Annotated in this window: 16 protein-coding genes; 13 read left to right on the forward strand and 3 right to left on the reverse strand. The window is 60.7% G+C overall.

Annotation, left to right across the window (positions count from 1 at the left end):
- Positions 1–127: 127 nt before the first annotated feature.
- A complete protein-coding gene (locus tag ABWO17_RS09185) occupies positions 128–538 on the reverse strand; it encodes a hypothetical protein (RefSeq protein ID WP_353117797.1) in 411 nt (136 codons plus the stop codon).
- Between the two features lie 228 nt (positions 539–766).
- Here ABWO17_RS09185 and ABWO17_RS09190 point away from each other — a divergent pair, with 228 nt between their 5' ends.
- The 5 genes from ABWO17_RS09190 (at position 767) to ABWO17_RS09210 (ending at position 6,083) form a co-directional block, all read left to right on the forward strand.
- On the forward strand, positions 767–2,377 hold the full coding sequence (locus ABWO17_RS09190; protein ID WP_353117799.1) for a sigma 54-interacting transcriptional regulator: 1,611 nt from the start codon (positions 767–769) through the stop codon (positions 2,375–2,377).
- An 80-nt stretch (positions 2,378–2,457) separates the two neighbouring features.
- Positions 2,458–3,588, forward strand: coding sequence for an FtsX-like permease family protein (locus tag ABWO17_RS09195; RefSeq protein ID WP_353117801.1), 1,131 nt, complete (start codon positions 2,458–2,460; stop codon positions 3,586–3,588).
- Positions 3,588–4,283 (forward strand): ABC transporter ATP-binding protein, encoded by a 696-nt coding sequence (locus ABWO17_RS09200; RefSeq protein ID WP_353117803.1) that lies wholly within the window; start codon positions 3,588–3,590, stop codon positions 4,281–4,283. The genes ABWO17_RS09195 and ABWO17_RS09200 overlap by 1 nt, the downstream gene beginning before the upstream one ends.
- A complete protein-coding gene (locus tag ABWO17_RS09205) occupies positions 4,280–5,341 on the forward strand; it encodes an HlyD family secretion protein (protein ID WP_353117805.1) in 1,062 nt (353 codons plus the stop codon). Before ABWO17_RS09200 ends, ABWO17_RS09205 begins: the two co-directional genes overlap by 4 nt.
- Positions 5,342–5,390: 49 nt before the next feature.
- A complete protein-coding gene (locus ABWO17_RS09210) occupies positions 5,391–6,083 on the forward strand; it encodes a CAAX prenyl protease-related protein (protein WP_353117807.1) in 693 nt (230 codons plus the stop codon).
- Positions 6,084–6,334: 251 nt separating this feature from the next.
- Here the strand turns inward: ABWO17_RS09210 and ABWO17_RS09215 are convergent, their stop codons facing one another.
- A complete protein-coding gene (locus tag ABWO17_RS09215; RefSeq protein WP_353117809.1) occupies positions 6,335–7,198 on the reverse strand; it encodes a THxN family PEP-CTERM protein in 864 nt (287 codons plus the stop codon).
- Between the two features lie 306 nt (positions 7,199–7,504).
- Positions 7,505–10,546 carry an N-acyl amino acid synthase FeeM domain-containing protein gene (locus ABWO17_RS09220; protein WP_353117811.1) on the reverse strand — a complete coding sequence of 1,014 codons (3,042 nt, stop codon included), beginning with the start codon at positions 10,544–10,546 and terminating at the stop codon, positions 7,505–7,507.
- A 48-nt stretch (positions 10,547–10,594) separates the two neighbouring features.
- Here ABWO17_RS09220 and ABWO17_RS09225 point away from each other — a divergent pair, with 48 nt between their 5' ends.
- The 8 genes from ABWO17_RS09225 (at position 10,595) to ABWO17_RS09260 (ending at position 21,997) form a co-directional block, all read left to right on the forward strand.
- Entirely contained in the window at positions 10,595–11,278 is a 684-nt protein-coding gene (locus ABWO17_RS09225; protein WP_353117813.1) for a PilZ domain-containing protein, read from the forward strand.
- An 820-nt stretch (positions 11,279–12,098) separates the two neighbouring features.
- The gene (locus ABWO17_RS09230) at positions 12,099–14,711 is read left to right on the forward strand and encodes a tetratricopeptide repeat protein (RefSeq protein WP_353118220.1); all 2,613 of its coding nucleotides are present in this window, start codon (positions 12,099–12,101) and stop codon (positions 14,709–14,711) included.
- A gap of 20 nt (positions 14,712–14,731) precedes the next feature.
- Positions 14,732–16,126, forward strand: a complete 1,395-nt coding sequence (locus tag ABWO17_RS09235; protein ID WP_353117815.1) for a TIGR03013 family XrtA/PEP-CTERM system glycosyltransferase — start codon at positions 14,732–14,734, stop codon at positions 16,124–16,126.
- 1 nt (position 16,127) lies between these two features.
- The gene (locus tag ABWO17_RS09240; protein WP_353117817.1) at positions 16,128–16,934 is read left to right on the forward strand and encodes a polysaccharide biosynthesis/export family protein; all 807 of its coding nucleotides are present in this window, start codon (positions 16,128–16,130) and stop codon (positions 16,932–16,934) included.
- Between the two features lies 1 nt (position 16,935).
- Entirely contained in the window at positions 16,936–18,441 is a 1,506-nt protein-coding gene (locus ABWO17_RS09245) for an XrtA system polysaccharide chain length determinant (RefSeq protein WP_353117818.1), read from the forward strand.
- Positions 18,442–18,454: 13 nt separating this feature from the next.
- Entirely contained in the window at positions 18,455–19,357 is a 903-nt protein-coding gene (locus ABWO17_RS09250) for an XrtA-associated tyrosine autokinase (protein WP_353117820.1), read from the forward strand.
- A gap of 12 nt (positions 19,358–19,369) precedes the next feature.
- Positions 19,370–20,563: an XrtA/PEP-CTERM system-associated ATPase gene (locus ABWO17_RS09255; RefSeq protein ID WP_353117822.1), complete on the forward strand. Its 1,194-nt coding sequence runs from the start codon at positions 19,370–19,372 to the stop codon at positions 20,561–20,563.
- Positions 20,564–20,632: 69 nt separating this feature from the next.
- Positions 20,633–21,997 (forward strand): TIGR03016 family PEP-CTERM system-associated outer membrane protein, encoded by a 1,365-nt coding sequence (locus ABWO17_RS09260; RefSeq protein WP_353117824.1) that lies wholly within the window; start codon positions 20,633–20,635, stop codon positions 21,995–21,997.
- Positions 21,998–22,008 lie beyond the last annotated feature (11 nt).

Consider the following 22,008-nt stretch of genomic DNA (forward strand, 5'->3'; position numbering starts at 1 on the left):
GCTGTCGTCTGCGTCTTAGGCACCAATGCAAGAGTCGTTGCGCGGTGCAGGGAAGGCTCTGATGAACAGGTGGGGCATTGTCATGCACGCCAAGCCGACCATCGTGCAGGTTTGCAGCGTGAGTGTCTCAGACGTTGTCTGTTGCCACGTTCCGGTGGGAAATCTTGAGGCGTCTGCACCAGTCCCGCAGCGCGTCATCATCGCGAAACAGACGTTCGGTAAAGGCTATCCCCACGAATTTGTGGTATATCCACTCGACACTGCCGGGTATCCGGTTGAGTGTGTGATAGCAGGGTGGCAGCATGTCGGTGACTGTGCAGCAAGTTCCTTCATCCACATCGTCCAGTCCGAACTCCGTTTGAAATTCCACAAGCATGCCTCCTGTCCCGATATTTCGAACAATAGCAACTACATCAGGATAATCCTTGAATTTTATGGAACATACAATCGGACTCATGAGTTCGAGTCGTTGTGTATTTCGTTTTTCAATATGACTTTTTGACAATATATTGTCACAATTGTGGTCATTAAGAGTCATTATTTCTCCTGTTTTTGATTATCTATTTGATTTGTAAATATTTACGTATTTCTTATGGGAGTTTTTATGAGTTTTTTTGGTGTTCGAGTTTCTTTATAGTATAATAAGGTGTAGTGCCATAAATACTTGTTGTATATTTTTGTTTGTCAGTTGATGGTGGTTTAAAGTGTCCGCATGTGTGCCATTTGATTTTATAGAGTAAGCTAGCACCCGCTGCGGAGGTAATGTATGGCAAATGTTCTGGTTATTGGCAATCAAACGGACCTGCACACGCATCTGGTCCGCATGCTTGTGCCAAACGGGCATTCGCTGACGGCGGTGTCGTCGGTCTCCGAGGGTATTCATTACTGCGGCAAGGGCGCGTGTGATCTTGTGGTCATCGAGGATGACCTCGCGGCACAGGTGCCAACGGGGGTTGCATCTTTTCGGGCCACCGGGGCCTCGCCCCAGGTCGTTGTCGTTACCGAAAAGGCCGACCCGAAGCTTGGGGAAAACGCCCTGCTCGAAGGCGCGCTCAATTACATGCGCAAAGGGGCGGCTCCCCGCGCCATCAGCACTCTGCTCGACAGGATGGCCGTCAAGACAGTCGGTTCCGACATCGATGACGCGCCGCCCACTTCCGATTTCGGCATCTATGGCAGTTCCCCCCGGCTTCGGAGCGTGTTCGACCTTATCTACCGTTCTCGCGCCTCGGATATAAGCGTGCTTATTCAAGGCGAAACGGGCACCGGCAAGGAGTTGTTCGCCAAGGCCATCCACAAGCTGAGCCTGCGGCGCGATGGGCCGTTGGTGACCGTGGATTGCGCATCGTTGCCAGAACAACTCGTTGAAAGCCTGCTGTTCGGCTATTCCCAAGGTGCGTTTACCGGTGCGGCCCGTTCGCGCGAAGGGCTTATCAAACAGGCGGATGGCGGCACCCTTTTTCTGGACGAAGTGGGTGAATTGCCCTTGTCGCTACAGAAGAAGTTCTTGCGGGTATTGCAGGAGCGGCGCTTTCGCCCCGTTGGGGGCGGGCAGGAAGTCCATAGCGATTTCCGTCTCATTGCCGCAACGAACAGGGACCTGCATGAAATGATCCGCCAGAAGCTGTTTCGTGACGATCTGCTGTATCGGTTGCGGACGCTGAAGATCGAACTGCCGCTTCTGCGCGAGAGGGGGCACGACGTCATTGAAATTGCCGAACAGTTGCTTCGTGACCGTGCCCAGGCGGCAGGTACCGCGCCCAGGCAAATGTCGGCGGAATTCAAGGCGCGCCTGCTTGCCTATGACTGGCCCGGTAATGTCCGAGAACTCGTCAATGTCATCGAAAGCACGCTTGCGGTGGCGCAAGACGGGGAAACGTTGTTTGTCGAGCAATTGCCGTCGGGCATACATGCGCGGATGATTCAGTCGAGCTGCATCCGCTGGAGTCAGGACGGCACCGACCCCATGCCCGAGGCGGAACACAGCCCGTCTTCGAACGGGGCAGCAAGCGCTGAAGGCGCTTTCCAGCACGCGGAGCCGCCAGTTGCTGTCGCCGAACGCGGGCCCCGGCGTGGCCCCAAACGCGGAGACGGACGCAGGGTGACACCCGAAGCTTCTCTGCCATCGCCGCAGGATCTGGGTGGGGTATCCGATTCGCCCAAAGCTCGACCGCAGCCCATGGAAAAGAACCCGGCGATGCTGCCGCTGCCGTCGTTTCGTGAAGGTCGCCGCGAGGCGCTGGAGGCCTTCGAGCAGACCTATCTCGCCAATCTGCACGCAGTGGCCAAGGCAGACATCCGCCAGGCCGGCGCGTTGTCCAACCTGTCACGGGCACGGGTTTACGAGCTTTACCGCAAGTACAACATCGCGCGTTGACGCCCGATAGCCGTCAGCTGTCCACCTGGCCGCAGGTGTGCGTGCCGACCAGTGCGGGGGCGCGAAACGGAACCCATCCGATGATCATCGAAATCGCCTGCCGCAACCTGTTTCACGATCGCGTACGACTGGCGGTGACGCTGACCGGCATCGTGTTCGCGGTGGTGCTTGTCGCCATTCAGAGCGGGCTGTTTCTCGGATTCATCACTACCATATCCGGTGTTGTGGACAACAGCAGGGCCGACGTGTGGGTGACATCTCGCGGCGTGAAGACGTTCGATATCGCCATGCCCATGCCGGAAAGCCGTGTGCAGCAGGTGCTGTCCGTACCGGGTGTTGCGGATGCTGGCCGCATGGTTGTAGATTTTTCGTTTTGGAAAAAGTTTGGTGGGGGGCAGGAATCCATAGAAATTGTGGCCTTCGACAGCAGGAAAGGCCTTGGTGGTCCATGGAACATGGTCCGAGGTGGGGTGGACATGCTTGACGCGGACGGCGCTGTGATCATGGACGCCCTTTACATGGATAAATTGGGAGTGCGGAATTTTGGAGAAGAGGTAGAGATTGTATCGAGCCGTGCGCGGGTGATGGGATTTACGCTTGGTATACGTTCGTTCACAACGTCGCCGTATGTGTTCACGGATTACCGAAACAGCCATTTGTATTCACGCTTCGCCCAGGGGCAGGTCACCTACGTGCTGGCCACTGCGGTACCCGGCCTTGCCGCTCAGGCGTTGCGTGACCGTATCGCTGCGCAGGTGCCTGACGTGGACGTGTTCACCACCAGCGAATTCAGCCGCAAGACCAGAGAATACTGGATGCTGAGCACGGGTGCCGGGGGGGCGCTTGTGTTGGCGGCGGTGCTGGGGCTTGTGGTGGGCATGGTCGTCGTCGCCCAGACGCTGTACGCCACCACCATGGATCACCTGCCGGAATTTGCCACGTTGAAGGCCATGGGGGCGCCGGACGGGTATATTCTGCGCATCCTGTTGGCGCAGGCGCTGATCAGCGCCGTGCTCGGGTACGGCACGGGCATGTGCGTGTGTTACGCGGTCGCCTACCTGCGCCGTTACGGCGAAACAGCCATCGTGCTGCCGTGGCAGACGGCTGCGGGCATGTTCGCGCTGACGCTGGCCATGTGTGTCGGCGCTTCGTTCATTTCCATCCGCAAGGTGCTGCATATCGACCCTGCCGTGGTCTTCAGGGGGCGTTGATGGCGGCGTCCATTCTCGAGGCCCGCGACATCGGCATGGTGTTCGGCAGTGGCGACAGCGTGCAGCACGCACTGCGCGGCGTCTGCCTTTCGGTGAGCGCGGGCGAGGTGCTGATGCTGCGCGGGCCGTCTGGCAGCGGCAAAACCACGCTGCTTTCCATCATGGGTGGCATCCTTTCACCCACGCAAGGCGAACTGTACATCGACGGCCACCCGATGACGGGTCTCTCCCCGCGTGAACGTTCCCGCTTGCGATTGCGTTACTTCGGCTTCATCTTTCAGGAATACAACCTTTTTACCACCCTTTCATGCGTGCAGAACGTGCAGGTGGCGCTCGACCTGCGCGGTGTGCCCCGTGAACAGGCGCGAAAGCTGGCTGCCGATACCCTGCGCGAGGTGGGGCTTGGCGCAAAGCTGCACGAAAGCCCTGCCCGGCTCAGCGGCGGGCAGAAGCAGCGCCTTGCCGTGGCCCGTGCGCTGGCGGGCGACCCGCTGGTGTTACTGGCCGACGAACCCACGGCAGCACTGGATTCGGTGAACGGCCTCATGATCATGGCACTTCTGCGCGATCTTGCCCACGCACGGGGCCGAGCCGTCATCGTCGTTACCCACGACGATCGCATCACGCCCTATGCAGACAGGGTGGTCCATATCGAAGACGGGCGGATTTCGCCCGTGGGAGAGGTAACCGCATGAAGCGCCCCCTGCTGATCGTGTTGGTGATTGCCGCCGCGGGAATCCTGTTCGCCTTCGCCCGGACGGCGGAGGGGCCGCAGGTGGAATCACTGCCCGGCACGGCAGCGGCGATCAGCGTGGAAGGGCGCCCGGCAGGCTGGATCGTTGCGTCGGGCGTGGTGGAGCCGGTGACCAAGGAGTTGGTGCTCGGCTTTGAAATGAGCGGCGTGGTGGAAGAGGTGATGGTTGCCGAAGGCGCCGTTGTCGACAAGGGGCAACCCCTTGCGCGGCTGCGCCATGAAGCGGAACTGGGCCAGTTGGACGCGGCACGGGCACAGGCACTGGTGGCGCTTGCCGAGTACGAGAAGGTGACCACAGGTGCGCGGCCTTCCGAAAAGAGCGAGGCGCTGGCCCGGGTGCGGCGCACGCGCGCGGTCATGGAGCAGATGCAGCACGAGGCGGAACGACGCAGGCGTCTGGTCCGCCAGCGAACCATTTCCGCAGAAGAGGGGGAGCGCGCCTGGCTCGACCTGCGCGTGGCGCAGGAGCAGCATGAAGAGGCCTTGCAGCAGTATTCCCTTGTGGCGGATATGTTCCGCCGCGAAGACATCATCAAGGCCGAGCAGCAATTGGCGGCGGCCAATGCGAACGTGCGCGTGGCAGAGGCCGTGTTGCGCAAGACCGTGCTGCGCGCCCCGGTGGCGGGCAGGGTGTTGCGTGTGCATGGCGAGCCGGGCGAGGTGTTTTCCATCTTCGCGCCCGCCCCCGTCATCAGCATCGGCGACGTATCATCGCTCAACGTGCGCGTTGAGGTGGATGAACGGGACATCGGGCGCGTGCTGCTCGGCCAGTCCGCCTATGTCATGGCCGATGCCTTCGGTTCGTCGCGTTTCCAGGGCAAGGTGACGCGTATCGTGCTCAGCCTTACCCCCAAACGCCTTCGTACCGGCAATCCGGCAGAGCCGGTGGACCGCAGCGTGCTTGAAGTGCTGGTGACGCTGGACGCCCCCGGCCCCCTGTTGAGCGGGTTACGCATGGACGCCCACATCGACGCCAGCGCCGTGCCCCTGCCCGAATGATTTCCCGCTTATCTGCCCGGATTCGGCATGCGGAAAGGAAACCCGCGCCATGACACATCGTGTGCCTTCCGCGCCGCTTTCTGCCATGCTGCCCAGGATAGTTCCGTATCTCGCGTACATGGGTTTTGTCTTCGTGACGGAGGTCGCCGGGCTGCTGGGCCTGCCGGTGGCAGGTGCGTCAAGCCTGCTGTACCCGGTGAAGGCCGTCTGCGTTGCCGTGGCCCTGTGGGTATGCCTGCCCCGGTGCGGCGAGTTGCGCGTGGCGGACCTTGCACGCCTGCCGGACACGGTGTTCGCCGTGGCGGTCGGCGTTATCGTGTTCGTGGCATGGAGGTACCTCGACGTTCCGTGGGCACGCCTGGGCACGCCGGAACCGTTCGACCCCGATGCGTTGGGAGAGAAGGCGCGCACGGCGATGATCGGCATGCGTCTGTTCGGCGGTGGGGTGCTGGTGCCGCTGGCGGAGGAACTGTTCTGGCGTTCCTTTCTTATCCGCTACCTGCAGGGTGGCGATTTTCGTGATATCCGCCCTGGGCGGCTCCATGCGTTGTCGTTCGTGATCGTGGCGGTACTTTTCGGCCTGGAGCATCACCTTGTGGTGGCGGGTATGCTGGCAGGGGTTGCCTACAACGTCGTGTTGTACCGCACCGGCAGCGTGGCGCAGTGCGTGCTGTCGCATGCCGTGACCAACTCGTTGCTGGGGCTGTGGGTGCTGCTGACCGGAGCATGGACGTTCATGTAGTGTGGTGCCGGGACGCCCGGGAGTTCCGGTTTTTCCGGCAGGGGTGGAAGTAATGTCGAAGCAGGGCAGGGATGCATGCACCCCTGCCCTGCTTCGTTTGTATGTCCGCGCGGACCAGCAGGGGCGGTCCCCACGGTGGCCGTGCGCACGGTTATCCGGACGGCGGATGGGGAGTGCTGGAATGCCGGGAGCCGCAATGAAAGGAGCAGGGCCTGTTTCGGCCCTGCTCCCGCATGCTGGAGATGAAGTGGCTACAGTCTGGCGCGGCGCCGGGCCAGGCCGGCAAGGCCGATCAGGCCAAGGCCCATCAGGATGACCGAGGTCGGTTCCGGGGTAGGCAGGGCCGTGATGGAGACGAAGGTATCCTGGATGTTGAACAGGCCTTCCTCGGTGATCCAGCCCACTGCGCCTTCCGGCAGCCCGAGCAAGACGCGGTAGACTTCGGGGATCAGGCTGAAGGAGTTTTCGAAGCTGAACACGTAGTCGATTCCTTCGTAATGGAACGTTTCGGTGGTCGCTTCTGGGTTCAGCAGTACGAAGACGTCGTCTTCGGTGGCCGCATCGCCGTTGGTGGTCTCGAAGAAGGCGAATTCGAGCAGGGTGGAGAATACCGGCAACGTGACGCCACCCTCGGGCGTCAGGGTCAGAATGGCGCGCAGGATGCCCGATTCGAGTTGGATGGAGCCGCCGGTGATGACGTTGTTGTCATGGGTCAACTGCATGCCGAGTTCGTTGGGGCCATCAGTGATCAGGGTGCCGGACGTGGCGATAATGCCGATGGAGCTGACCGGGGCGTTGGGGGACAGCGAGTAGACCGGACCCGGGCCGGACCAGATGTAGTTGCCCCATGAAAGGCTGCTGTATCCTTCGACGGTTGCGGGCGGGTCCACCGGGATGCCCTGGTCGAAGCTGTACGTGAGCAGCTTGGCGCCGGTGCCGGTGATGCCCTGGGTCGGATTGTCGTAGTCGCCCGACGTGCCGACGGTTGTCTGCCAACTGACGAATGCGCCGTCGACCGTGTAGTCCCACGACGTGATGGGGCTTGCCGAGGCGCTTACGACCATCAGGGCCGTCAATATGAACGCACCGCAAAGGGGTATGAGCCTGCTCTTCATCATGCTGCTCCTTCTCGTAGATGAAATATCCCCGGACACGGGGAATGCCCTGTATAAGCAAGGGGCATTCCAAGACGGTACTTGCGTTTGTTGCCGGTGTATTATTGCAGCTTTCAAGGCAGGTCACATTGCGGAAGTGTTAAAGTGTCCGACAGGTGCGAAGGTTGTGCGAGCCATTGGCCCTGCGTGGCCGCCAAGGGGAGTGGAATGCGGCTGTCGGGCATGTGTCGCTTTTACCGACAGGTGTCGGAAATCGGCAAGGCGCAGGAGAAGGGCGACACGCGGGGAACGCGGGGGCTGGGTGCGTCAGGCCCGCATGATGCGGGCGAGGGGATGGCGGAATGTCCTGTTCCGGATGGGCCGGGCAAGCCCCACGCGGAACAGCATGAGCGGTGTCATGCCATCTGGGTGGGGCAGGGCGGAGCGGACAATGCCCCATGCCTTATCCAGCAACGCGGCATGGGTTGGTGAAAGGGTCTCCCGTTCGCCCAGCAGCAGCCGCAGGTTGAGCAGGGGCAGCGCTGCCAGGGGCTGCATGGCGTAGCCCATGTGCTCAAGGCCGCACCACACGCGTTGCCACGCCATGCCCGCCCGCAGCCATGCGGGGTCATCGGTTCCGTGGGCCAGCAGCAATGCGACTCCGCCGCTTTGCAGCACGCCGCGCGCGCTGTGCAACGGCATCAGCCTGCCGAGTCCCGTCATGTTGGCGACGTGCATGACGGCCCACGGCCTGATCAGGCGCAGGTATGCCTCGCCTGCAAACCCGGCATGCAGATTGCGCAACGGCAGGCCGTCGCCGTAAGGGCCGGTTTTCGGGGCGAAGCGGATGAACCGCATCAGGTGCTCGTGCATGTCGCGCCGTTCGACGCGCACCCTGTCGGCCAGATACACGGCGTGGGCCAGTCGGCGCAGTTGCCTGCGGTCCGTGGTCCATGCAAGGGCGGCGTCCCGGTTTTCGCCAGCCATGTGGTCCAGCCGTTCCCGCACCTCTTCCGGCACGGGGCGGGTGGCATACATGCGGCGATTGGTATGACGGCGCCAGAGCGCGGCATCCATGATCTCGTGAAAGGCTCCCCCCAGGGGGGTGCAGTGCAGCGTGGCGACAAGGTCGTTGTCGCCTTCGTCCGGAAAAATGTCGGGGGTCGTGTCAAGGCCAAGGCTGCCCGCAGCATACACGGCATTCTGCACGGCCGCCCCGCAAGCCAGAAGCGTTGCCACCTGTCTGTAGTTGAAGAACGACGTGTCCTCTGCGCGTGCGGCGTAGATGTGCAGGTCGGCCTCGTGCATGTGGATGCGCCACGGCTGCACGTTGTCGCCCGAAGGGGCCTGGCCTGCTGCGCGCGCCATGTAGGTCAGTGCTTCGTGCGATACGGGCTGCTGGATGGCGGCAACCCCAGGGTGCGAGGGGGGAACGGCCCCGACCGGCTGGGGCTCCAGGAATAGTGTCCGCGCCACCTTCAGCTTCAGGCGCTGCCACGGCGAACGCAGTCCGTGCGTAAGCCTGCCTTGCCGGAACGTGCGCGTGTACGGGTCGAATTGTCGGAAGCCTGGTGCGGCTGACAGGCCCTTCCTGCCCAGCAGGATGCGCATGGCCTCTGTCGCGGCCATGCCTGCGCAGATGTGGCAGGCGATGTCCAGCGAAGGGCCTCTGCGGTCTGGCAGGCTGACGAAGCGCCTGTCCATGTATCCGAGTTGCGTCGGGCGAGGGGCAAGCCCCATGCCAAAGCGCAAATACGCTTCCGTGCTGTCGGTTTCATCCGTTATGTCGAAATATTCGTCGAAGTTCATGCCGCCCGGCATGAACGCCAGCAGGGCGCAGGAATGCCCAAGCGGAGCGGCAGTGATCACTGGTATGCCAAGTTCGAGTGCTCGGTTGAACATCTTGCGGCGGGTATTCAACTCGAAGAAATCCAGGCCGTCGACAACGATATCCACGTCTTTGAGAAAAGTGTCCAGGTTGTCCGGAGTGATGCCCTCCGGAAAGGTGCGGATGTCGAGGAACGGGTTGACGCCGAGGCCGTGCTCGACCATGACGTCCAGCTTGCTCCGTCCGAAGCTGGCACTGTCGGCTCCGTACTGCCTGTTGACGTTTACCGGAGAGAACGCGTCGAATTCCGCAAGATTGAAATTTCCGATGCCAGTGCGGACCAGCGTCATGAGGTGCGAGCCACCCACCCCTCCAAGCCCGGCGATGGCTACGCGAGCCCGAAGCAGGCGCCGCTGTTCCGCATAGTTCACAAGCCCCAGGTTGCGGCAGAACGCGGTGTCCGCGTAGCTGTCGCGGTTTCCCAGTTTCAGCATGTCCAGTTGATGGCTTCGGGCAGGCTCTGGCGGGGGCGTGGAAAAGTGTTCGGATAGTGCCTGAGGGTAGACGGACTCCATGTAGTTGCGTTGCCCCTCATCAAGAGAATCCAGCAGCTCTGGGCGTTGTTGCAGCAGGTAATGGACACAGAGCGGATCAAGGGGGAGATTTTTTTGTGCCGAATTCCCTTCCTGTACCCGTGCCACGACGTTGTCCGTGTTATTCATGCGGACGAAGAAAGAATAGAGATTTGATGTTTCGAAGTCACCATCTGTCGAATATTTCTGCTTTAATTCATCAACTGCTTCGTCAAGATTAATGCGCAGTGCAACTGCTGGTGCGTTGACATAGTCGTAGTGTCGTGTTTCTCCGAATTCCTTGAACAAGAAAATATCTTTGTAAAATCTGACATGTTTGGGGTTTACGGTAATAACAATGTCGTTTGCGTTTATAATCATGGAATATTGAAACATTGCTTTTGCTAGATACATAAGCATGTTCGACCATCTTCGCATGCGTTGTGTGACAAGGGATCCGACTTCGATGATTTTACGTCCTTGCGCGCGCAGAGTGTCTATTTCTGGTTTGTATATGGAGTCCATAGGCAGTCCGAATGCTTCTGAGTCGACGATATGTGTCAGGGTGCAGACAACGTCCTGGGCGCTTTTGAAGATGAATACAGATGTCTTGGGGAGCATGCTCCAAATATTGTAGTGCATGCACGAATGGTGCGGGTGCGTGTAGTTCGATTGCAAGTATTCGTCGTATACCAGGCGAAACGCACGTGTGTACTCGTCGAGGGTTTCAGCGGTCTTGATGGCTGGCTTGTCCAGGCCCTCAAGGTTGCAGTCCAGCAGTGACGAACGTCGTATGCGTATGGTTCTGCGCTTGTCGATGGAGGCGGGCATGGCTGTCTCGATGGTTGGATGGCAGTTGCGGGTCGCGCTTGCCGTGGGTGAGAGAAAGCCAGTTTCGTGCCAGCGGGACGGTTGTGAGAGTTTTTTCGACAAATGTTGGATGTCCGATAAGGCTTGGATGTATAACATGCTAAATTGTAAGATTAAAATTATGGCACGAATGTGGCATGTCGTGCCGTGTATCCTTTTGATGCAAGCTTGGATGCGTGCGTGTCCGGCGCTGGGCAGATGTTGAGTTTTCACCCTGCAGCGCATGCAGGCAAAGTGTATTTACTTGTGAATGAGGGTGCTACTGTTATGAAGCTACACATTGGTGAATTCATGCGTGTGCAACTGTTGGGAGTATCTCAATATGCAAAATATAATACGAAGCATGTCGTAAAAGATGTTGGCATTCGCTATTCTTCTATTGATAGGTGCGAATGGATTTGCAGCCAACATGAGAAGAGGAAAACGCTTAGAAAAGGAGTATCGATAGATTCTGTAGTAAGAATAGAAAAAGGGTATAATGACATTTTCTATACAGCAGCGATAGTTAAAAATATATCGTTGTGCGGAATGCGTCTTGAAGTTCATTCCAAAAGCATTGATGAACATTCAGGAATGGAACACATAAGAAACATTGATGTTGTATTGAAATTTCCAAGTGGATGTGAGGTGTTAATATTCAAATGCGACGTTCGTTATGTTGAAATTTCAGGGGTAATGGTGGTGGGTGCAGAGTTTGTATTGCCAGACGAAGTAACATTGCGGCATGTAGTCCGGTTTTTGCTGACATCGTCATGCCAGAAGGTATCGCGACTAGATACATGTCGATCGTCTTTACAGATGTCGGGTTTCCCGACAGGCGTGCCCGTCTGAAGCCGCGTACTTTGGCATTGCAAGGGCCATGCGCCGTTCGCTGTTCGGGTACGCCCGACACTCGGCGTTCCGGCGCATGCCATGGCAGGCATGTGGACGCTGGCCCCGGTAAACAGTCGCAGTGAGCACCGGCGCGTGCTCCCCTGTGTTCATCGCCACCGATTTTCTGTACGCCCTGTGCCTGCCGGGGCTGCCGTTTCATTTCGTGGGATGCTGCATTGGTTGTTGTGGGCACTGTGGCGCCGCGTGACGCTGCGGAAGTGTCGTCCCTAGCAATCTCTCCTGTCGTGCTCCCCAGCCCTCCGTGCCATCCGTCTGGCGGGCAAGCCTGTCCGGCAGGTTTGCCCGCGCTTCTTCTTCTGCCATTCCCTGAGCCTCCCCCCTTATTCTTCCGGCCAATCGGTTGGTCGCGCCGCCTCCAATTCCCCGCGTGCTGTGGGTAAGGCGGATACCCCGCGCCTGGCCCCGGTCATCTATCTCGTCTTTATCCTCTTTCGCGCCCATTCCTGGGCCCCCCTCGATGCATGTTCGCCGTCGGGACATGGCCGTCCAGCTTTGCAATACAAAGTGTCCGGCTTGTTCATACGGCCCCTTCGAAAACAACGGCATTCCAGTTTTTCAATACGGATGGGCCGATCATGCGGTTGGCCTGAAGGCGTGAGGCTCAGGCGGGGCGTGGAGTTCTCTCCTTCCGACGGGCACGCGGCTCTTGGCATGCTTTTGGCTCTTTATGATCGCCGTGAATAGCGCGCCCGTTCTTTTGTGAGTCAGCGAGGAGGATTCAGTGAAGATCAGCAGAGATATCGCAATGTGTTGTCTGATGCTCTCCGCGTTGTTGTGTGGCTGCGGTTCCGATCGTAGCGACGATTTTCTCACAGAGGGACGTAAGCTCATGGAACAGGGCAACCCCGGCGGAGCGGTCGTCTTTTTCAAAAATGCCCTGGAAAATAATCCGGGTGATTACGGGATGCATCTGGAACTTGGGAAAGCATATCTCAAGCTTGGCAAGTTCAATCTTGCGGAGGTGGAACTGCAGAAGTGCTACCGTCAGCAACCCGGTGATCCGGGACTCAACCTTGCTCTGGGTGAGCTGTATGTGAAACGCAGCAATCCGGATGCTGCCCAGACGCATCTGGCGCAGTTCGAGTCGTCCGTGGGCGCTACCGCCGCATCGCGCGAATTCACGGGGGTTGCCCTGTATCAGCAGAAGCACAGCGATGAGGCCCGGCATGCACTGGAACAATCCATCGAGCTTGATCCTTCGCGTGTCTCGTCCCGGCTTGTTCTTGCCAGGCTGCACCAGGCCCGCGGCGATCTTGCGGCGGCACGGGCGGTTACCGACAAGGCCGTGGAAGTTGCTCCCACCAGCATCGAAGCGCTGAAGCAAAAGGCCGACCTGTTCATGCAGCAGGGCGACATGGAGCAGGCGCTTGCCACCTTCCGGCAGGTGACCGCGCAGTATCCGCACGAAGAATATTCCCGTTACATGGTGGGCGCCTTGCTGCTGCAGACGGGCAAGGTGGAGGAAGCGCGCGCCGCCCTGGACGCCATGCGCCTGGATTTCAAGGACAGTTCGCTCGCTTTCCTGTTGGGGGGCATGCTGGCTTCACAGGAGCACGACTACGCCGAAGCGGTGACGCTGTTTCAGCGTAGCGTGGCCTTGCGGCCAAGCGTTGACGGCTACTTCAAGCTGGGAGTCGCCCTGTACGCCAAAGGTGATCTGGAAATCGCCCTCAGCCAGTTTCAGAGGATTCTGGATGTAGCGCCCCGCCATTCTGCCGCACGCCGCATGGTGGCCACGACCCTGTTGCGGCAGAAGCGCACCGGCGAGGCTATCGAGGAAGCCAGACGTCTGCTTGCCGACCATCCCGGCGATGCGGCGGCCCATTTGCTGCTCGCCAACGCATACCTGGCCGAAGGCGACACCTCTGGGGCCGAAAAGGAGTTCGAGGCAAGCCTGGCCATCGATTCCGGACAGATCGGTGCATTATTGCAGATCAGTGCGTTGCGGCAGTCCGTAGGCCGCATGGATGAGGCGCTGGAGGACCTGAAAATGGCGGTGGTTGTCGCCCCGGCCAGTTTGGCGGCGCGCAATGCCATCTACAGCTTCTATCTGGCCCGTGGCGATCTCGCCAAGGCCGAGGTTGTGGTGCGTGAAGGCCTGAACGGCACCCCGCAGGACGCGGTGCTTTACAGCATGCTGGTGCCGCTTCATGCGCGCGAGAAGGACGACGCCAAGGCCCTGGATGCCATCGCCAAGGCGCATGTCGCAGATCCTGGCTTTGCCGAGGCCTACATGCTCGGCGCGCGCCTGCACGCGGCTGCGGGCAGAAACGGGCAGGCGCTGGCGGAATGTGATGCCTATCTTGCCTATGCTCCTGATGCACAAGGTTTTCTTGTGGCTTCTGGCGCGCTGCTGGACCTGCTTGGCCGTACAGAGGAGGCCGATGCGCGCTACGCGCGGGCGCTGCTTGGCAAGAACCCCCGGGTGGTGCTGCTGGCGGCCACCCGAGAGGCGGCTGCCGGGCGACCGGAAAAGAGCAGGAAACTGCTTGAAGCGGCGCTTGCGGTTCATGACATGGAGTCGCTGCGAGAGGCGTTGGCCGTGCTGTACGTGCGCTCCAGCCAGCCAGACAAGGCCATTGCGCTGTACGACGCACTTGAAATCACCAGGCCACACGAGGCAGCCATCGGCAGATACCGCCTGCTGATGTCGCTCGGCAAGAATGAGGATGCAGTGGCCGTGGGCCGCAAGATGATGCAGCGCGAACCTGCGTCGCCCCTCGGAGCCATACTGGTGGCCACGGCCTTCGAAAGCATGGGCAAGCGGAAGGATGGGCTGCGCGAGCTGGATGCCGCCTATAACCATGTGCCGTCACCGGATCTGCTTGTCGCCATGGGTGGCATGAGCGAACGCGACGGCGATCCCGTGAAGGCAGAGACATACTACCGCAAGGCCCTGAAACTGAAGGGCGACAGCCCCGCCATGATGGCCCTTGCAGGGCTGCACATGCGCCGCAACGAGTTGGCCCCGGCCATTGAATTGTACAGCAGCGTCGTATCGCTGCAACCGGACAATGTCGTGGCGCTGAACAACCTCGCCATGGCCTATTCGCGCAAGAACGGCGAGCAGCGACGGGCATTGCAGCTGTCACTCCAGGCGTACATGCGTTCGCCCGACAGCGTGGACGTGCTGGATACGCTGGGCACCTGCCTCATGCTCAACGACAGGGCGGACGATGCCTCGCGCGCATTCACGCGGGCCGTGGCCCTGTGGCCCGAAAACCCGACGCTGCGCTACCGCCTTGCCGAGTCGCACTTCAAGGCCGGACGCAAGGAACAGGCTGCGGAGCATGCCCGCGTGGCGCTTACGGCAACGGATTTTCCCGAGGCGGGCAAGGCGCGTGAACTGCTTGGCAAGGCAGGTAACTAGCATGGCGGAGGTGAAGACGCATGCTTGATGCTCCGGTCATGCGGCTGCTGCGCGATTCGGTCTGGCTGCTGCTGGCGCTGGGTTTTGGCCTTGTGCCTGCCTTTGCCAGCTTCGGCATCAGGGGCATCCCCCCCGCGCCGGACATGCTGGTACTGGCGGCGGTGGTGCTGCTGTGCGTCCATGGCGTGGAGAGGCTGGACCCGCCCGCAGCGCGTGAGGCTGGTCTTTTCCGGACCGCCGCAGCCGTGCTTGCAGCATCCGTAGTGCTGTATGCGCTGAACGTGGGGCAGGGGGTGCTGTTCCGGCACGAAACGCAAGGGCTTGCCGTGCTGGTCTGGTTTGCCCTGTTGCGTGGCGCCTGCATCGTGCTTTCTGGCTATTGGCGGTTTTTTCCGTCGCTGGCACCCGGGGTGCTGGTGCTCGGCAGCGGCGAGGGCCTGCGCGCCATGCGTCAACTGGTGGCGTCAACCGATGGCCGCTACCGGCTCAAGGGGGTCATTCCCTGCGCCAGTGAAGAGCGCGCCGGGGCCTGGGCGGGCCGCTGCGGGCCGGTGGACCCCGCTGCCGCGCTAGATGCCGCGATGCGTGCGGCTCTTGCGGGTGACGGGCTTGTCGCCGTCGTCCGGCGCGAAAAGGTGCGGATCATTGTCGTCTGTCTTGCCGAACGGCGCGGCACCTTTCCCGTCGATGCCGTGCTGCGCTGCCGCATGGCGGGGGTCGAGGTGTTGGATTCCTCCAGTTTCTACGAACGCGTGACCCGCAAGCTGTACATAGAGAACATGACGCCGAGCTGGCTCATTTTCGCGCCGGGGTTTCGCATCTCGCGGTGGCGCAACGCCATGAAGCGTCTGGCGGATATCGTGCTGGCGCTGCTGGCGCTTGCCGTCGTCGGGCCGTTCCTGCCGCTGGTGGCGCTGGCGGTCAGGCTCGAGTCCGCGGGACCGGTGTTTTTCCGGCAGGTGCGGGTAGGGCGAGGAGGCCGTGAATTCGTCATTTTCAAGTTTCGGACCATGCGTGACGGGGCGGAAAGGGACACCGGCCCCGTGTGGGCACGCATAGGCGACAGCCGTGTGACACCGCTGGGGGCCATGCTGCGCCGGTTCCGCATCGACGAGCTTGCGCAACTCGCCAATGTGCTGCGGGGCGACATGAGCTTCATCGGTCCACGTCCGGAGCGTCCCGAATTCGTGGAAGGCCTGAGCCGCGACATTCCGTTTTATTCGGAGCGGCACGCGGTAAAGCCGGGCCTCACCGGCTGGGCGCAGGTCCGGTACCCCTACGGCGCGAGCAGGGAGGATGCGTTGGAAAAGCTGCGGTACGACCTCTACTACATCAAGAACGGTTCATGGAAATTGGATGTGGAGATACTTTTCAGGACACTTGGCGTCATACTTCTAGGTTACGGAGCGAGATGACATGAAAGCGCTGCGCATTATTTTAATGGCGTTGACTGTCGCATGTACGGCAAGTTTTGGCATGTGTGCCGACTACATTATAGATATAGGTGATGTCCTGCATGTGCATGTGTGGGGTGAGAAAGAACTTGATGTGCAGACAAATGTACGCCCTGACGGAAAAATAACGCTTCCCGGCGTGGGTGATGTGGATGCTGCCGGAAATACCACGGTGCAGCTGCAGGAAAGAATTGCAGAAACACTCGGCACAATTGTCCGTGATCCCATGGTGACCGTATCCGTCAGCACCTCGCACAACAATGCCGTGGTGGTGCACGGAGCGGGTGTCAAGCCGGGGGTCGTGCCGCTTGAGGGGCGGACAACGTTGTTGCAGTTGCTGACGCGCATCGCGCCCGAAAGCACGGCGGATCTCGATGCCGCCACGCTTACACGCAACGGCACCGTGATGATGACCGGATTCCGTGATCTCTACGAGCGCGGGGCAACCGCCGCCGACATGAACCTGATGGGGGGCGACCGGATCTTCGTGCCCTTTCGGGAAAAGTGGAATGTCTACGTCATAGGGGCTGTCGAAAAACCGATGGCCATCCCCCACCACGAAGGCATGACCATGCTTGAGGCAGTGCTTGCCGCGGGTGGCTTCACCCGGTTTGCCGATCGCAACCAGACAGAGATTGTCCGCGACACGAAAGGGCAGCGGCAGGTCATGCGCGTGCGTGCGGGCGACCTTATCGACAAGGGCGACCTTGGCGAGAACAGGCTGTTGATGCCGGGGGACTATGTCATCGCGAAAAAGGGGCTCTTCTAGCATGCCGCCGGAAGGGCAACGCCAGGAGAGATCGTGTGCGCCTGCGGCAGAGGGGCCGGATATTCGGCGCCACCTGGCCCTGCTGCGCGAACGAGCCGTGCCGTTCTGCATCATCACCGTGGTCGTCACCCTGCTTGGCGTTGCCGCAAGCTATGTGCTGCCCAAAAGGTATCAGGCCAACTCCACCGTCTCCATCGAGCAGAACGTCATCAGCGACTTCGTCAAGGGCATTGCCATCACCCCTTCACTTGAAGCCAAGATGCGCATCATCAAGGTTTCGGTGCTCAGCCGTCGGACGCTGCTCCAGGTCATTCAGGACCTGGACATGGACCTCGATGCCAAGGGTGATGATCTGGAACGGCTCATAGAGACTACCCGCAACAACGTCGATATCGGGCACGACGAGAAAAAGGGGCTGTTCTACATCCACTATGTGAATTCCTCGCCCGTGCGGGCGCGCGACTTCGTGAACACCCTGACCCGGCGCTACATCGAGGAAAGCACGGCCTCCAAGCGCGAGGAATCGTACGAGGCCACCCGCTTTCTGTCCGACCAGATAGCGGTGTTCCAGAAGCGCATCGACACGGCGCAGCAGGGCATAGACGAATTCAAGTCGGACAAGGGGCTCATACTCAGCCTCAACGAGAACATCCTGCGCGAGGAAATCAAGGAAACGGAACACCGCCTTGGAGAAACGCGCATCCGCAAGAACGAGCGCCTCGCCCAGTTGAACATCATGGAGCACTCCTCGTCCGGCGGCGGGAAGCTGGCGGAGAAGGAGGCCACCTATCGGGCCATGTTGCGCACCTACACGGAACGCCACCCTGACATGGTGCGGGCGCGCAACGAGATAGAGGCCATGCGCGTCGGGCCGCCATCGGGTGGCGGGCGCACGGCCAGCCTTGAATACCAGCGGGTCAAGGTCGAACTGGACGCGCTTACGGAAATGGAGCGCGCCCAGCTTGAATTGCTGGAAAAGGACAAGCGGCTGCTGCAGGAACTGCCGGCCGTCCAGACGGAACTGAAGGTTCTCGAACAGACCCGCCAGAACGAGATGCTGATCTACGAGCAACTGGTTGCGCGCTACGGGCAGTCCGAAGTGTCGAAACAGATGGAGTTGCAGGACAAGGCCGTCAGCTTCCGCATCATTGAGCCGGCCATTCTGCCGCTGGTGCACAAGTTCCCCAACCGGCCGCTGATCATGATCGGGTCCATCTTCTTCGGCATGGCCCTGGCCGCCGGGAGCATCGTCGCCCACGATATCGCCGTGCGCCGCGTGCGCTCCCTGGAAGACCTGACCTCGCTCGGGTGCCAGGTGCTCGGCGTACTGCCGCGCATAGAGACGCTGCGGGACACGGCGCTGCTGCGGCGGCGCGCGTGGGCCATGGGCATCACGGCGGTGATCCTCCTGCTGGTGTCGGTGCTGGCGCTGGCCGAGTATCTCGGCTTTCACGGTGTGGATTCGTTGTTTGCACGCATCCGGGCCAGTCTTTTCAACAGCATCTGAAAGGGGAGAGGCCATGAGCAGAATCGAGGAAGCGCTCGAACGGGCGCGCAGGGAACAACAAAGACCAGCCGAAGGGGGAAGCGGGCCGCCTTCCGGGCCGCTATTGCCGGCGCTCATCCCCACGGTTCCTCCGCCCTTCCGGGAATCCACGCCCCCCCCTGACGCGCAGGCCGAGTCGCCCCGCAGGCAGGTGCGGCTGGACTCCAAGCTCATCGCGGCCGCAGGCTTCGGGTCTCCCCTGGGCGAAGAATACCGCAAGCTCAAGGAGCGGATCGTGCACATGGCCAGGCGCGGCGGCTCCATGAACATGTTCATGGTCACAAGCTCGGTCATGGGCGAAGGCAAGACGCTTGTCTCGGCCAACCTTGCCATCAGCCTTGCCCAGGAATTCGACAGCACGGTGCTGCTCGTCGATGCCGATCTGCGCGCGCCGAGCAGCCACCTTCTGTTCGGCGTGGATACCTCGCCGGGGCTTTCCGAGTGCCTGCTGGACAATGTTCCCCTCAGCCAGGCGCTGGTTCCCACCGGGGTGGGACGGTTGTCGTTCCTGCCCGCCGGGCGGCAGTTGCAGAACCCAGGAGAGTTGTTCGCTTCTTCGCGCATGGAGATCATGCTTCAGGAGATGAAGCGTCGTTATTCCGACCGCTACATCATCATCGACACCGCACCGGTGCTGCCCTTTGCGGAAACGCGCATCCTGAGCCGCATCGTGGACGGGGTACTGCTGGTGGCGCGGGAGAACATGGCCTCGGTGGACGGGTTGCGCAGCACGTTCGAGGCCATCGAAGGGGCCAACGTGCTTGGTGTCGTCTACAACGACGCAAGCCGTGTCTCGTGGCCGAGCTACCCCGGCTACGGCGACAGGTATGGCCTGGCCTGCGGCTATGGCCGGCGCGACCACCTTGGCAACCCGTAAACGGAGGCTGGGGTGTACACGGAATATTTCCGGTTTCGCGCGAAGCCGTTCGAACTGCTGCCGAACCCGGACTTCCTGTATCCGAGCAAGGCCCATCGGAAGGCCATCGCCTACCTTGAGTACGGGCTGCTGGAGAGAGCCGGATTCATTCTGCTGACCGGCGAGGTTGGTGCGGGCAAGACGACGCTCATTCGCGACCTGCTCAAGCGCACCACGGGTAACGTCCCCATGTCGAAGGTGTTCAACACCTGCGTGGACGCGACGCAACTGGTGGCCATGATCAACGATGATTTCGGGCTTGAGACGCAAGGCAGGGACAAGGTGACCATGCTGCGCGACCTGAATTCCTATCTCATCGAGCAGTTCGCCGCGCGAAAGCACCCCGTGCTGATCATCGACGAGGCGCAAAACCTGCCCCCCGAGGTGCTTGAGGAACTGCGCATGCTGTCGAATCTGGAGACGGACAACGCCAAGCTGCTTCAGATCATACTCGTCGGGCAGCCAGAGTTGCGCGACCGCATTCGTTCCCCGCAGCTTATCCAGTTGCGGCAACGCATTCTGGTGCAGTGCCATCTTTCGCCGCTCACTGCCGAGGAGACTGCGGAATATGTCCTCTTTCGGCTTGAACGCGCCGGCAACCGCGATGCGTTGCAGTGGGGGCCGGATGTCCTGGACATGATCCACAAGGCCACCCGCGGAGTGCCCCGCCTGGTCAACATCCTGTGCGGGTATGCCTTGCTTGATGCCTATGCCGCCGACCGCAGGCATGTGGCGGCGGAAATGCTGGACGACCTGCTGAAATCCATGGATTTCGAGCGCCAGTTCTGGCCCACGGCGGAAGCCATGCCCGATGCGGACGCCACGGTCGGCGTTTCTCCGGCCGGGGCAGCGCTGCCGCCAGCGGTCACCTCGCCCCGGCTTTCGCCCGCGTTGCAGCGGGTCAGCGCGCTGCTTTCCGGTGTGTTGCAACGGGTGGGCGAGTTGGAGCAGGCGCAGGCGCGCGCGGGCGAGGATGCGCACCTGCAACTGGCCGAGCGCCAGCGGTCGCTTGAACACCGTGTGGTGCAACTGGCCGAGTGCGTCGAACGGATGAACCTTGGCCAGGCGTTGCAGCAGGTGCAGGTAACGCGCGAAGTGGCGCCTTCGGTGGAGCGCAAGCCCGCGCGGCGGCAGGGGTGGATACGGCGGTGGCTTGCGGGCGGGTAGCTCTTGGCCCGTCCCGGGACGATGAAACCGATCGGGAGCAAAGCCTTCTCCCGGAGAGTGGTGGTGTTCATGAATCCGATGTCTTCCGTACTGTCCATGTTGCCAGGAGCCGCATATGCCTGCCTGTTCCAGGCTCTCCGGCGGTTGCGCGGGGCGGCGTTCATGCTCTCGATTGGCGTTGTATGCCTTTGCCCGGGAATGCTGCGCGCTGAAGCCGTGCAGAATGTTGAGACGGGTATTGGGTTTGGGCTGGAATACAACGACAACGTCAAGGAAGAAAAAAACGGCGAGGGTGACTTCATTACACACATAAAACCTTCTCTGAAATATGAATACGGAGCTGATCGCGTATCCGCAAACCTGTCCTACAAGGGCGACTACCAATACTACACGGGCGGAACATCTGCAGACGACTACGCGCACACGCTTGATGCGCGGCTGAGCCTTGCCATGGTGGAGAACCTGCTCTTTCTCGACATCTCGGAAAACCTGCGCCCCGTCTACCGGCAGGCATCACGCGGCGACGTGGTCGAATACGACACCCGGCGCGACCAGACAGACCAGAACATTTTTTCCGTATCACCCTACTTCACGCTTCATCCGGGTGAACGCACGAACATCAAGGCAGGCTACCGGTTCAGCGACATTCGCTACGCGGAAGAAAGCGCGCCGGGAGAGGGCAGCACCAGCATCGTTCCGGGCTGGAGCAGCGGTCAGTCGGCCATGGACAGCAACGTCAAGCAGCAGCACGAGTTGTTCGCCAATGCAGAACGCGATGTGACGGAGCTGTTCACCCTGTTGTTCGGTTACGAGCTGTTGCGGCAGGAGTCGGAGGAACAGACCGACTTCCATCGGCACAAGCCGTATCTGGGCGGCCGTTACGAATACAGCGATTCAGGCAGCGTGCAGGTCAGGGCTGGCCCCATGCTGACGGAAACCGACGACGGCGAGGAATCCACCAGCTTCTACTATTTGGCGGGGGTGGCCCAGAAACTCGGCCGTGCCGTGCTGACCTTCGATGCCCTGCGCGACTTCACGGAAGACCCGGAATCGGGGCGGAACATCCTGCGCACCTCGTATACGGCGGGCGTCGGCTTCACCTTCGACCGGTCCAGCCTGAACGCGAGTCTTGGCTATGCCGAGTACGAGCAGACGATCGACGCTGGAGGAACCAAGTTCTGGCGGCCCGGCATGCGCTACATCTACGAGCTGACCGATCGGCTGAAGGCCAACGTGGCGGTGAGCGCAGAGCTGGATGCAGGTTCATCGTCCCTGAAGTCCGATAGATACTATGCCAGTACGGGATTGAACTACGAGTTGTCAGAAACATCATGGGTAGGGATTACCTACCGTTTCAAGAACGTTGATACGGAAGGCCATGACGACGATTTTACAGTAAACCGCATCATGCTTGAATGGGGAATGACGTTCTGATGTGAATGCAT

The sequence above is a fragment of the Nitratidesulfovibrio sp. genome (assembly GCF_040373385.1).
Taxonomy (GTDB): Bacteria; Desulfobacterota; Desulfovibrionia; order Desulfovibrionales; family Desulfovibrionaceae; genus Cupidesulfovibrio.